This is a genomic window from Streptomyces sp. NH27, from assembly GCF_056859195.1.
Window position 1 is genome coordinate 1 of sequence record NZ_JACEGK010000231.1, and the last position, 11,745, is coordinate 11,745.

The 11,745-nt window shown below is 66.6% G+C and carries 20 protein-coding genes; all 20 read right to left on the reverse strand.

The genetic code is table 11. From position 1 onward, the window contains the following. Nucleotides 1-110: 110 nt before the first annotated feature. The gene (gene rplQ, locus AC13HU_RS19685) at nucleotides 111-644 is read right to left on the reverse strand and encodes a 50S ribosomal protein L17 (protein ID WP_483043219.1); all 534 of its coding nucleotides are present in this window, start codon (nucleotides 642-644) and stop codon (nucleotides 111-113) included. 202 nt (nucleotides 645-846) lie between these two features. Then, complete coding sequence (locus AC13HU_RS19690) at nucleotides 847-1,869, reverse strand: DNA-directed RNA polymerase subunit alpha (protein WP_033177813.1); 1,023 nt, start codon at nucleotides 1,867-1,869, stop codon at nucleotides 847-849. Between the two features lie 130 nt (nucleotides 1,870-1,999). Continuing rightward, nucleotides 2,000-2,626 (reverse strand): 30S ribosomal protein S4, encoded by a 627-nt coding sequence (gene rpsD / locus AC13HU_RS19695; RefSeq protein WP_483043220.1) that lies wholly within the window; start codon nucleotides 2,624-2,626, stop codon nucleotides 2,000-2,002. A 26-nt stretch (nucleotides 2,627-2,652) separates the two neighbouring features. Further along, nucleotides 2,653-3,057, reverse strand: coding sequence for a 30S ribosomal protein S11 (rpsK, locus tag AC13HU_RS19700; protein WP_006376016.1), 405 nt, complete (start codon nucleotides 3,055-3,057; stop codon nucleotides 2,653-2,655). Between the two features lie 69 nt (nucleotides 3,058-3,126). Continuing rightward, nucleotides 3,127-3,507 carry a 30S ribosomal protein S13 gene (gene rpsM / locus AC13HU_RS19705; protein ID WP_483043221.1) on the reverse strand — a complete coding sequence of 127 codons (381 nt, stop codon included), beginning with the start codon at nucleotides 3,505-3,507 and terminating at the stop codon, nucleotides 3,127-3,129. A gap of 185 nt (nucleotides 3,508-3,692) precedes the next feature. After that, nucleotides 3,693-3,806 carry a 50S ribosomal protein L36 gene (gene rpmJ, locus AC13HU_RS19710; RefSeq protein WP_003956441.1) on the reverse strand — a complete coding sequence of 38 codons (114 nt, stop codon included), beginning with the start codon at nucleotides 3,804-3,806 and terminating at the stop codon, nucleotides 3,693-3,695. Nucleotides 3,807-3,848: 42 nt separating this feature from the next. Continuing rightward, on the reverse strand, nucleotides 3,849-4,070 hold the full coding sequence (gene infA / locus AC13HU_RS19715; protein ID WP_003956442.1) for a translation initiation factor IF-1: 222 nt from the start codon (nucleotides 4,068-4,070) through the stop codon (nucleotides 3,849-3,851). A gap of 297 nt (nucleotides 4,071-4,367) precedes the next feature. Then, on the reverse strand, nucleotides 4,368-5,204 hold the full coding sequence (gene map, locus AC13HU_RS19720) for a type I methionyl aminopeptidase (RefSeq protein WP_483043222.1): 837 nt from the start codon (nucleotides 5,202-5,204) through the stop codon (nucleotides 4,368-4,370). Between the two features lie 141 nt (nucleotides 5,205-5,345). Next, nucleotides 5,346-6,017 (reverse strand): adenylate kinase, encoded by a 672-nt coding sequence (locus AC13HU_RS19725; protein ID WP_483043223.1) that lies wholly within the window; start codon nucleotides 6,015-6,017, stop codon nucleotides 5,346-5,348. Beyond that, on the reverse strand, nucleotides 6,017-7,333 hold the full coding sequence (gene secY, locus AC13HU_RS19730) for a preprotein translocase subunit SecY (protein WP_328468115.1): 1,317 nt from the start codon (nucleotides 7,331-7,333) through the stop codon (nucleotides 6,017-6,019). Before secY ends, AC13HU_RS19725 begins: the two co-directional genes overlap by 1 nt. A 195-nt stretch (nucleotides 7,334-7,528) precedes the next feature. Beyond that, entirely contained in the window at nucleotides 7,529-7,981 is a 453-nt protein-coding gene (rplO, locus tag AC13HU_RS19735; RefSeq protein WP_483043224.1) for a 50S ribosomal protein L15, read from the reverse strand. A gap of 2 nt (nucleotides 7,982-7,983) precedes the next feature. After that, the gene (rpmD, locus tag AC13HU_RS19740; protein WP_031524772.1) at nucleotides 7,984-8,166 is read right to left on the reverse strand and encodes a 50S ribosomal protein L30; all 183 of its coding nucleotides are present in this window, start codon (nucleotides 8,164-8,166) and stop codon (nucleotides 7,984-7,986) included. Continuing rightward, a complete protein-coding gene (rpsE, locus tag AC13HU_RS19745; protein ID WP_031524774.1) occupies nucleotides 8,166-8,771 on the reverse strand; it encodes a 30S ribosomal protein S5 in 606 nt (201 codons plus the stop codon). Before rpsE ends, rpmD begins: the two co-directional genes overlap by 1 nt. A gap of 42 nt (nucleotides 8,772-8,813) precedes the next feature. After that, nucleotides 8,814-9,197: a 50S ribosomal protein L18 gene (rplR, locus tag AC13HU_RS19750; RefSeq protein WP_328468113.1), complete on the reverse strand. Its 384-nt coding sequence runs from the start codon at nucleotides 9,195-9,197 to the stop codon at nucleotides 8,814-8,816. Between the two features lie 2 nt (nucleotides 9,198-9,199). Beyond that, entirely contained in the window at nucleotides 9,200-9,739 is a 540-nt protein-coding gene (rplF, locus tag AC13HU_RS19755; RefSeq protein WP_328468111.1) for a 50S ribosomal protein L6, read from the reverse strand. A gap of 21 nt (nucleotides 9,740-9,760) precedes the next feature. Further along, nucleotides 9,761-10,159 (reverse strand): 30S ribosomal protein S8, encoded by a 399-nt coding sequence (rpsH, locus tag AC13HU_RS19760; RefSeq protein WP_328468109.1) that lies wholly within the window; start codon nucleotides 10,157-10,159, stop codon nucleotides 9,761-9,763. A 130-nt stretch (nucleotides 10,160-10,289) separates the two neighbouring features. After that, nucleotides 10,290-10,475 carry a type Z 30S ribosomal protein S14 gene (locus AC13HU_RS19765; RefSeq protein WP_030890724.1) on the reverse strand — a complete coding sequence of 62 codons (186 nt, stop codon included), beginning with the start codon at nucleotides 10,473-10,475 and terminating at the stop codon, nucleotides 10,290-10,292. 2 nt (nucleotides 10,476-10,477) lie between these two features. Further along, complete coding sequence (gene rplE, locus AC13HU_RS19770) at nucleotides 10,478-11,059, reverse strand: 50S ribosomal protein L5 (RefSeq protein ID WP_483043225.1); 582 nt, start codon at nucleotides 11,057-11,059, stop codon at nucleotides 10,478-10,480. A gap of 1 nt (nucleotide 11,060) precedes the next feature. Then, a complete protein-coding gene (gene rplX / locus AC13HU_RS19775) occupies nucleotides 11,061-11,384 on the reverse strand; it encodes a 50S ribosomal protein L24 (RefSeq protein WP_483043226.1) in 324 nt (107 codons plus the stop codon). Between the two features lie 3 nt (nucleotides 11,385-11,387). Next, a partial coding sequence (gene rplN / locus AC13HU_RS19780; protein WP_483043227.1) for a 50S ribosomal protein L14 occupies nucleotides 11,388-11,745 on the reverse strand: 358 nt, incomplete at its 5' end.

Genomic DNA, 11,745 nt, shown 5'->3' on the forward strand with positions numbered 1-11,745 from the left:
CCCGCGCCGCTCACCCGCGCCTCGCCCTCGCCATACGGCGGCGGGCCCGCACCCCGGAGGGTGCGGGCCCGCTCGTCGGTCCTCGGAGATCCGCGGAACCGCAAAGACGCTCAGGCGTCCTTGGGCTCCTCGTCCACCGCGTCCTCGGCCGCGTCGGCCACGGGCTTGGCGTCCTCGACCGGCGCGTCGGCCTTCTTGACGTCGGCCAGGGCCTCGTCACCGGCGCGGTCCTTGGCGGAACGCTTGGTGGCGGCCTCGGCCTCGCCGACCGCGTTCTGCTGCACGGTGAGGGCTTCCACCAGCTCGATGACCGCCATCGGCGCGTTGTCGCCGCGACGGGGGCCGACCTTGGTGATACGGGTGTAGCCACCCGGGCGGTTCTCGTACCGCGGCGCGATCTCGGTGAAGAGGGTGTGCACGATCCCCTTGTCGGTGATCTGCTGCAGCACCTGGCGACGGTTGTGGATGTCGCCCTTCTTCGCCTTCGTGATCAGCCGCTCCGCGACCGGGCGCAGCCGGCGCGCCTTGGCCTCGGTGGTGGTGATCCGGCCGTGCTCGAAGAGCGCCTTCGCGAGGTTCGCGAGCAGCAGCTTCTCGTGCGCGGCACTCCCGCCCAGACGGGCGCCCTTAGCGGGCTGGGGCATGGTCCTTCTCCTTCTACGCTGCACCGGCCGTGTCAGGTACCGATGTCAGTGCGAGCCGGCGGCCGCCGGCTCGTCAGTACCCGAGGCTGCGCCTCGGGGCTCCCCGAAGGGGCGCGGACAGCTGCTCGCACAGCTCCCCGCGCCCCTTCGGGGCACGTCATGCGCGGCGGGCGCGGGAATCCCCGCTATCCGCCGCTGGTGCTCAGTACTGCTCGGTCTCGACGAAGCCCGCGTCCACGTCGTCGTCGGCGCCGAAGGCGTCGGCGGCGGCGGTCGGGTCGAATCCGGGCGGGCTGTCCTTGAGGGCCAGGCCCATGCCGGCCAGCTTCGCCTTGACCTCGTCGATCGACTTGGCACCGAAGTTGCGGATGTCGAGCAGGTCCGCCTCGGAGCGGGCCACCAGCTCGCCCACCGAGTGGATGCCCTCGCGCTTGAGGCAGTTGTAGGAGCGGACGGTGAGTTCCAGCTCCTCGATCGGCAGCGCCAGGTCCGCGGCCAGAGCGGCGTCCGTCGGGGACGGACCCATGTCGATGCCCTCGGCGTCGACGTTCAGCTCGCGGGCCAGGCCGAACAGCTCGACCAGGGTCTTGCCGGCCGACGCCATGGCGTCACGCGGCCGCATGGCCTGCTTGGTCTCGACGTCGACGATCAGCTTGTCGAAGTCGGTGCGCTGCTCGACACGGGTCGCCTCGACCTTGTAGGTGACCTTGAGCACCGGGCTGTAGATGGAGTCGACCGGGATGCGGCCGATCTCCTGGCCCTGCTGCTTGTTCTGCACCGCGGAGACGTAGCCGCGACCGCGCTCGACGGTCAGCTCCATCTCCAGCTTGCCCTTGGCGTTGAGCGTGGCCAGCACCAGGTCGGGGTTGTGCACCTCGACACCGGCCGGCGGCGCGATGTCGGCGGCGGTGACCACACCCGGACCCTGCTTGCGCAGGTACATCACGACCGGCTCGTCGTGCTCCGAGGAGACGACGAGCTGCTTGATGTTGAGGATGACGTCGGTGACGTCCTCCTTGACGCCCGGCACGGTGGTGAACTCGTGCAGGACCCCGTCGACCCGGATCGAGGTGACAGCCGCACCCGGGATCGAGGAGAGGAGCGTACGACGCAGGGAGTTGCCGAGGGTGTAGCCGAATCCCGGCTCCAGCGGCTCGATCACGAACCGGGAGCGGAACTCGTCGACGACCTCTTCGGTCAACGAGGGACGCTGAGCGATCAGCATGTGTTCGGTCCTTCAGTCGTGGGCGCCCGCTATTTGACGCCCCCTGTACTACGAGGGTACGGGTGGCGCGGCCGAACCGTCGTAAGACGGCGGCCGCACCACCCTCCACCTGCGAACTTCTACTCGACTACTACTTCGAGTAGAGCTCGACGATGAGCTGCTCCTGCACCTGGGTGTCGATCACCTGGCGCTCGGGCATGCTGTGCACCAGAATCCGCAGCTTGCCGGCGTTGGCCTCGAGCCACGCGGGCACGGTCTTGTCGCCGGCCTCGCCCTGGGCCACCGCGAACGGGGTCAGGTTACGGGACCGCTCGCGGACCTCGACGATGTCGTTCACGGCCACTCGCGCCGACGGGATGTCGGTCTTGCGGCCGTTGACGGTGATGTGTCCGTGCCGGACCAGCTGACGGGCGTGGTCACGGGACTTGGCGAAGCCGGCCCGGTACACCACGTTGTCGAGGCGGGTCTCAAGGATGCGCAGAAGGTTCTCACCGGTCTTGCCGGTCTTCTGGTTCGCTTCCTTGTAGTAGTTCACGAACTGCTTCTCGAGGACACCGTAGATACGCGCGCACTTCTGCTTCTCACGAAGCTGGAGAAGGTACTCGCTGTCCTTGGTGCGCCCGCGTCCGTGCTCACCCGGGGGGTAAGGACGGATCTCGATCGGGCACTTCGCGCTCTCGCACTTAGCTCCCTTGAGGAAGAGCTTCTGCTTCTCCCGACGGCAACGCTTGCAGTCGGCCCCGGTGTAACGCGCCATTGTCTCAGTTCTCCTGTATCAGCTGGTCAGACGCGGCGGCGCTTCGGCGGGCGGCAGCCGTTGTGCGGGGTCGGGGTGACGTCCTGGATCGAACCCACCTCGAGGCCGGTGGCCTGGAGGGAGCGGATCGCGGTCTCGCGGCCGGAGCCGGGACCCTTGACGAAGACGTCCACCTTGCGCATGCCGTGCTCCTGCGCGCGGCGGGCGGCCGACTCGGCGGCCATCTGCGCGGCGAACGGAGTCGACTTGCGCGAGCCCTTGAAGCCGACGTGACCGGCGGAGGCCCAGGAGATCACGTTCCCGGCAGGGTCGGTGATCGAGACGATGGTGTTGTTGAACGTGCTCTTGATGTGGGCGTGCCCGTGAGCGACGTTCTTCTTTTCCTTGCGGCGCACCTTCTTGGCTGCGCCCTGACGGCCCTTAGGAGGCATGTGTCAACTTCTCCCGGTGGAGGTGATCGGTCCTACAGCGAAGACCGCTGATGGGGTCTGGCTGTCGGACTACTTCTTGCCCGGCTTCTTCTTACCGGCGATCGCGCGACGCGGACCCTTGCGGGTGCGGGCGTTGGTGTGAGTGCGCTGGCCGTGGACCGGCAGGCCCCGACGGTGGCGCAGACCCTGGTAACAACCGATCTCGACCTTGCGGCGGATGTCGGCCTGGACTTCACGGCGGAGGTCACCCTCGGTCGTGTAGTTCTCGTCGACCCACTTACCGATCCTGACGAGGTCTTCCTCGGCAAGGTCGCGAACGCGGGTGTCCGGGTTCACATCGGTGTTCTTCAGGATCTCCTGGGCGCGCGAGCGCCCGATGCCGAAGACGTAGGTGAGGGCGATCTCCACGCGCTTCTCGCGCGGGAGGTCAACGCCTGAAAGGCGTGCCATCTGCTTGGCTCCTGGTGTTCTCGGAGGTCTTCCGCAGTTCCGGTTCCCTTCCGCCGTACCAGGTACGGAACGGGTCCCCGGCCTCCACCGGGGGTGTCATCCCCGTGCTGGACGGGGATGGGAACTGCGTATGTACGCGTGTGCGTCGCGCGAAGTTCTGCTGGTGCAGGGGTGGTCGGTGGGCGTCAGCCCTGGCGCTGCTTGTGGCGCAGGTTGTCGCAGATGACCATGACCCGGCCGTGACGGCGGATCACCTTGCACTTGTCGCAGATCTTCTTGACGCTCGGCTTGACCTTCATGGGACTGAGGTTCTCCGGGTCGTGTTGAGATCTACAAGCGGGTTACTTGTATCGGTAGACGATCCGTCCGCGCGTCAGATCGTAGGGAGACAGCTCCACGACGACCCGGTCATCCGGGAGGATCCGGATGTAGTGCATCCGCATCTTGCCGCTGATGTGCGCGAGGACCTTGTGACCGTTCTGCAGTTCCACCTTGAACATCGCATTCGGCAGAGACTCGATCACGGTGCCCTCGATCTCGATGGCGCCTTGCTTTTTGGCCATGTCCTGCTTTCGGGATCGGCTACCGGGGTCGGCTCCGGACATGCCGGAAGACACGCGGGGCCGACATATGACTCTACGGCAAGGGCCGCTGAAACACGAATCGAGATGTATGCCCACCGAGCGTGATCGCTACGCACGGAGGGTACCCCTCGCCGGCGAGCCAAAGGGCGCGCCGGTGTCGAAAGGGAGAACACCCGCACGCCCGATGGGGGTACCTCCCAGGCGCAGCTCTGGGGGAGAGGGCCGAGCATGATCGACCGTCGACACCGGGTTCAAGCGACCGGAGGCGAGAAGGCGCTAACAAAGCGGGTCGGGGGCCGTGGTGATGCCGTACTCCGCCAGCTTCGCCTTGCCCCCGTCAGGGGCGGTGAGCACCAGCGGGCCCTGCTCGGTCAGGGCGATGGTGTGCTCCCAGTGCGCGGACCAGGAGCCGTCGTCGGACTTGACGGTCCACTCGTCGTCCAGCACATGGGTGAGCGGTGTGCCGAGTGTCACCATCGGCTCGATCGCCAGGCACAGCCCGGGCACCAGCCGGATACCGCGACCGCGCTTCTTGGTGACGTAGTTGAGCACGTGCGGGTCCATGTGCATCTGGGTGCCGATGCCGTGGCCGCCGTACCCCTCCACGATGCCGTATTTGCCCGACGACGGGCGCGGCTGCCGGCGGATGTACGACTCGACCGCCTGCGAGATGTCGTCCAGCCGGCTGCCCTTGCGGAAGGCGGCGATGCCCGCCCACATGGACTCCTCGGTGACCCGGCTCAACTCGGCCAGTTCCGGGGCGTGTCCGGTGCCCACCAGGCAGGTGAAGGCCGCGTCGCCGTGCCAGCCGTCGACGATCGCGCCCGCGTCCACGGCGAGGATGTCGCCGTCCTTGAGCACCGTCACGGAGTCCGGGATGCCGTGCACCACCACGTCGTTGACCGACGTGCAGATGTTGCCGGGGAAGCCGCCGTAGCCCAGGAAGTTGGGCTTGGCGCCGTGGTCGGCGATCACCTTCGCGGCGACCTCGTCCAGGTCCTTGGTGCTGGCGCCCGGCACGGCCGCCGCCCGGGTCGCCTCGTGGATCGCCGCGACGACCAGACCGGCCTCCCGCATCTTGGCGATCTGCTCCGGGGTCTTCAGCTCCACCATCGCGGCTGATGCCTTCCTTGCTGCCGTAAGTCCTTGCTGCGGTAAATCCTTGCCGCCACCAACCATACGGCCGTGGCGCCCATCGGGGCACCACGGCCGTGGCAGGTACGTGTACCGGCGAACCCGGTACCGGGGTCGGGGCTACGCGCTCTGCTCGCTGTCGGCGTCCGCACGCAGCGCCGTCATGGCCCGTCCGGTCACCTCGGCCACCGCGCCGAGCGCCGAGATCGTCACCACAAGGCCCTGCTTCTTGTAGTAGTCGATGATCGGCTCGGTCTCGCGGTGGTAGATCTCCAGCCGGTTGCGGACCTTGTCCGGGGCGTCGTCGTCGCGCCGGTACAGCTCGCCGCCGCACTCGTCGCAGACACCCTCGGTCTTCGGCTGCTTGTACTCGACGTGGAAGACGTGCGCGCTGTTGTTGCGGCAGATCCGGCGGCCGGCGATCCGCTTGACCACCTCTTCCTCCGGGACCTCCAGGTCCAGCACGCCGTCGAGCGCGATGTCGTGCCGGGCCAGGTAGGCGTCAAGTGCCCGCGCCTGGTGCTCGTTGCGCGGGAAGCCGTCCAGCAGGAAGCCGCCGGTCGCGTCCGGGCGCTCCAGCCGGTCCTCGGCCATGCCGATGGTGACTTCGTCGGGCACCAGGTCGCCGGCGTCCATGTACGCCTTCGCCCGCTTGCCCAGGTCGGTGCCCTGGTTGATGTTGGCGCGGAACAGGTCGCCCGTGGAAATGTGCGGGATCGAGAGGTTCTTGGCGAGGAACGCGGCCTGCGTCCCCTTGCCCGCGCCGGGCGGCCCGACCAGGACGATACGCATCAGCGGAGGAACCCTTCGTAGTTACGCTGCTGGAGCTGGCTTTCGATCTGCTTCACGGTCTCCAGACCCACACCGACGATGATGAGGATGCTGGTGCCACCCAGAGGGAAGTTGCCGTTGCTCCCGTTGAAGATCGCGATCGCGACCGTCGGAACGAGGGCGATCAGGCCCAGGTACAGCGAACCGGGCCACGTGATGCGGTTGAGCACGTAACTCAGGTATTCAGCGGTGGGGCGACCGGCCCGGATACCCGGGATGAACCCACCATACTTCTTCATATTGTCGGCAACTTCCTCGGGGTTGAAGGAGATCGCGACGTAGAAGAAGGCGAAGAAGACGATCAGCAGGAAGTACGCGGCCATGTACGCCGGGTGATCGCCCTTGGTGAAGTTGCGCTCGATCCACTGTGCCCAGCCGGCCGTCGACCCGGAGAACTGCACGATCAGCGCCGGGATGTAGAGCAGCGAGGAGGCGAAGATGACCGGGATCACACCGGCCTGGTTCACCTTGAGCGGGATGTACGTCGAGGTGCCGCCGTAGGACCGGCGGCCGATCATGCGCTTCGCGTATTGCACCGGGATCCGGCGCTGGGCCTGTTCGACGAAGACCACCAGGCCGACCATGACCAGACCGATCAGAATCACCGCGAGGAACTCGACCCAGCCGCCGGCGATGGTGCCGGAGACCTTGATGCCCCACAGCGAGCCGGGGAAGCCGGCCGCGATCGAGACGAACATCAGGATCGACATACCGTTGCCGATACCGCGGTCGGTGATCAGCTCGCCCAGCCACATGATCATCACGGTGCCCGCGGTCATGCAGGTCACCATGGTGACGGTGGTGAAGATCGACTGGTTCGGGACGATGTCGTTGCCCTTGGAGCAGGTCGAGAAGAGGTTGCCGGAGCGGGCGGTCGCCACCAGACCGGTGCCCTGCAGGATCGCCAACGCGACCGTCAGGTACCGGGTGTACTGCGTGATCTTGGTGGTGCCGGCCTGCCCTTCCTTCTTCAGGGCCTCCAGCCGCGGGATCACCACGGTCAACAGTTGCAGGATGATGCTCGCCGTGATGTACGGCATGATCCCTAGCGCGAAGATGGTGAGCTGGAGCAGAGCTCCGCCGCTGAACATGTTGACCAGACCGAAGAGGCTGTTGTTGCCCTTCGTCTGCTTCACACAGTCATTGACGACGCCGAAGTCGATACCGGGCACCGGGACGTGCGCGCCCAGCCGGTACACCACGATGATGGCCAGCGTGAAGAGCAGCTTCTTGCGCAGGTCGGGCGTCCTGAACGCCCGGGCGAACGCGGTGAGCACGGTGCCTCCTGCACCCCCCGCGCCACGGCGGAAGGACGGTCTCTGGTGAGATTTCTGACGGATAGGGGCTCGGCCACCTTACCGGCGACGTGGCCCCGGTAGGAATGACCCATCGGCCAGGGAAAATTCACAGAAATGAACGACCGGGGACGCCCTGAAGGTACTGGGCGTCCCCGGTCGAGTTGCACATCCGGCTCAGACGAGCTCGGTGACGGTACCGCCGGCCGCGGTGATCTTCTCCTTGGCGGAGCCGGAGGCCGCGTCAACGGTCACCTGGAGCGCCACGGAGATGTCGCCGGTGCCGAGCACCTTGACGAGCTGGTTCTTGCGCACGGCACCCTTGGCGACCAGGTCGGCAACGGTGACCTCACCACCCTCGGGGTAGAGGGCGGCGAGCTTGTCCAGGTTGACGACCTGGTACTCGGTGCGGAACGGGTTCTTGAAGCCCTTGAGCTTCGGGAGCCGCATGTGGAGGGGCATCTGCCCGCCCTCGAAGCGCTCCGGAACCTGGTAACGGGCCTTGGTGCCCTTGGTACCACGACCGGCCGTCTTGCCCTTGGACGCCTCGCCGCGACCCACACGGGTCTTGGCGGTCTTGGCGCCCGGAGCCGGACGAAGGTTGTGCACCTTGATCGGGTTGTCACCCATGATCAGTCGACCTCCTCGACCGTGACGAGGTGGCGGACGGTGTGGACCATGCCGCGGATCTCCGGGCGGTCCTCCTTGACCACGACGTCGTGCAGGCGCTTGAGCCCGAGCGAACGCAGGGTGTCACGGTGGTTCTGCTTGCTGCCGATGTAGGACTTGGTCTGCGTGACCTTCAGGCGCGCCATCACACACCGACCCCGGCTCGGGCGCGCAGCAGCGCGGCCGGCGCGACATCCTCGATCGGCAGACCGCGGCGGGCGGCGATCTCCTCGGGCCGCTGAAGGCCCTGGAGCGCAGCCACCGTGGCGTGCACGATGTTGATCGCGTTGTCCGAGCCGAGGCTCTTGGACAGCACGTCGTGGATGCCCGCGCACTCCAGCACGGCACGCACCGGACCACCGGCGATCACACCGGTACCGGGGGAAGCCGGCTTGAGCAGGACGACGCCCGCGGCCTTCTCGCCCTGGATCGGGTGCGGGATGGTGCCCTGGATACGGGGGACCTTGAAGAAGTGCTTCTTGGCCTCCTCAACGCCCTTGGCGATGGCGGCCGGCACCTCCTTGGCCTTGCCGTAGCCGACACCGACGGTGCCATCGCCATCGCCCACCACGACCAGCGCGGTGAAGCTGAAGCGACGACCACCCTTCACAACCTTGGCGACGCGATTGATCGCGACAACCCGCTCGACATAGGCGGTCTTCTCGGCCTGCTGGCCGCCGTCCCGCCGGTCCTTACGGTCCCGTCGCTCGCCGCCACCGGCACCGCTTCCGCGGCGCTGGGGTCCAGCCATTGGAATTACCTCTCTTCGTTATCCGCTAGCTAACGGAACCGGTCAGAACTTCAGACCGGCTTCGCGGGCGGCGTCCGCCAGGGCGGCGATCCGCCCAGCGTACTGGTTGCCGCCACGGTCGAACACGACAGCTTCGACGCCCTTGGCCTTCGCACGCTCGGCCACAAGCTGGCCGACCTGCTTCGCCTTGGCGCTCTTGTCGCCTTCGCCGCCGCGGATGGACGCGTCGAGGGTCGACGCCGACGCGAGCGTGTGGCCCGCGAGGTCGTCGATGACCTGCGCCACGATGCCGCGGTTGGACCGCGTCACCACCAGGCGCGGGCGCTCGGTCGTACCGTTGACGCGCTTGCGGACCCGAATGTGGCGCCGCTTGAGCGCCGCACCCTTGTACGCCTTGCCCTTGGCGATCTTCACACCGTATGCCATGGCTACTTACCAGCCTTTCCGACCTTGCGGCGGATGACTTCGCCGGCGTACTTGACGCCCTTCGCCTTGTACGGGTCAGGCTTCCGCAGCTTGCGGATATTGGCGGCCACTTCGCCGACCTTCTGCTTGTCGATGCCCTCGACGGAGAACTTCACCGGGGACTCGACCTTGAAGGAAATGCCCTCGGGGGCCTCGACGAGAATCGGGTGGCTGTATCCCAGCGCGAACTCCAGGTTGGAGCCCTTCGCCTGGACGCGGTACCCGACACCGCTGATCTCAAGGGACTTGCTGTAGCCCGCGGTCACGCCGGTGATCATGTTCGCCACCAGCGTGCGGGACAGGCCGTGCAGGGCCTTCGAGACACGCTCGTCGTTGGGGCGAGTGACCAGCAGCACGCCGTCCTCGCCCTTTGCGATCTCGATCGGCGCGGCGACGGTGTGCGTGAGCGAGCCCTTGGGGCCCTTCACCGCAACCGTGCGGCCGTCGATGGTGACGTCCACTCCGGCGGGAACCGAGATGGGCAGCTTGCCGATACGCGACATTGCTCTACCTCTCTTTCCCGGTTACCAGACGTAGGCGAGGACTTCCCCACCCACGCCCTTCTTCTGCGCCTGCTGGCCGGTGAGCAGACCGTGCGACGTGGAGATGATCGCCACGCCGAGGCCGCCCAGCACCCGAGGCAGGTTGGTGGACTTTGCGTAGACCCGAAGACCCGGCTTGCTGATCCGCTTGATGCCGGCGATCGAGCGCTCGCGGTTGGGGCCGAACTTCAGCTCGAGGATGAGGTTCTTGCCGACCTCGGCCTCCTCGACCTTCCAGCCGGTGATGTAACCCTCCTGCTGGAGGATCTCCGCGATGTGCGACTTGATCTTGCTGAACGGCATCCCGACTTCGTCGTGGTACGCCGAGTTCGCGTTGCGCAGACGGGTCAGCATGTCTGCGATGGGGTCGGTCATGGTCATGAGTTGGCCCTGGGCCTCTCTCGCCGCGGTTTCCTGTCTGCTCCGTCCCTCTCCCCCGGCCTGAGCCGGGAGCGGGTGTGGTGCGGGGACCTACGGCGTAGTGGATCGGGTCCTGATGTCCGGGAAAGGACTACCAGGAGCTCTTGGTCACGCCCGGCAGCTCACCACGGTGCGCCATCTCACGAAGGCACACGCGGCACAGGCCGAACTTGCGGTAGACGGAGTGCGGCCGGCCACAGCGCTGGCAGCGGTTGTACGCGCGCACAGCGAACTTGGGCTTGCGAGCCGCCTTAGCGATCAGAGCCTTCTTCGCCACGGTCAGTTCTCCTTGAACGGGAAGCCGAGGTGACGAAGGAGGGCACGACCCTCGTCGTCGTTGGTCGCCGTGGTGACCACGGTGATGTCCATGCCCCGGACCCGGTCGATCTTGTCCTGGTCGATCTCGTGGAACATGACCTGCTCCGTGAGACCGAAGGTGTAGTTGCCCCGGCCGTCGAACTGCTTCGGCGACAGGCCACGGAAGTCGCGGATACGCGGCAGCGCCAGCGACAGCAGGCGGTCCAGGAACTCCCACATCCGGTCACCGCGCAGCGTGACGTGCGCACCGATCGGCTGACCCTCACGCAGCTTGAACTGCGCGATGGACTTACGAGCCTTGGTGATCTGCGGCTTCTGGCCGGTGATCGTGGCGAGGTCGCGGATCGCGCCCTCGATCAACTTGGAGTCGCGGGCGGCGTCGCCCACACCCATGTTGACCACGATCTTGGTGAGACCGGGGATCTGCATGACGTTCTCGTAGTCGAACTGCTCACGCAGCTTGCCCGCGATCTCCTCGCGGTAGCGCGTCTTGAGACGCGGAGCGGTGCTGGTGGTAGCGGCACCTGAAGTAGCAGTAGTCATCTCAGATGTCCTCACCGGTCCGCTTGGCAACGCGGATCTTGGTGCCCTCGTCGTCAAAGCGGTAGCCGACGCGGGTCACGACCTTCTTGCCGTCCTTCTCAACAACCAGCTGCACGTTGCTGATGTGGATCGGCGCCTCGGTGGTGATGATCCCGCCGGTCTTCGAACCGCGGTCGGTCTGGCCGGCCTTGGTGTGCTTCTTGACCCGGTTGACACCCTCGACCAGAACCCGGTCCTCGCGGGGGAAGGCCACGATGACCTTGCCCTGCTTGCCCTTGTCCTTGCCGGTGATGACCTGGACCAGGTCGCCCTTCTTGATCTTCATCGGTTACAGCACCTCCGGCGCGAGCGAGACGATCTTCATGAACTTCTTCTCGCGCAGCTCACGGCCCACCGGGCCGAAGATACGGGTGCCGCGGGGGTCGCCGTCGTTCTTGAGAAGCACGGCGGCGTTCTCGTCGAAACGGATGTACGAGCCGTCGGCGCGACGGCGCTCCTTGACGGTCCGGACGATGACCGCCTTGACGACCTCGCCCTTCTTCACGTTGCCACCGGGGATCGCGTCCTTGACGGTGGCGACGATGACGTCACCGATGCCCGCGTAGCGGCGACCCGAACCACCGAGAACACGGATGCAAAGGATCTCCTTGGCACCAGTGTTGTCGGCGACACGAAGTCGCGACTCC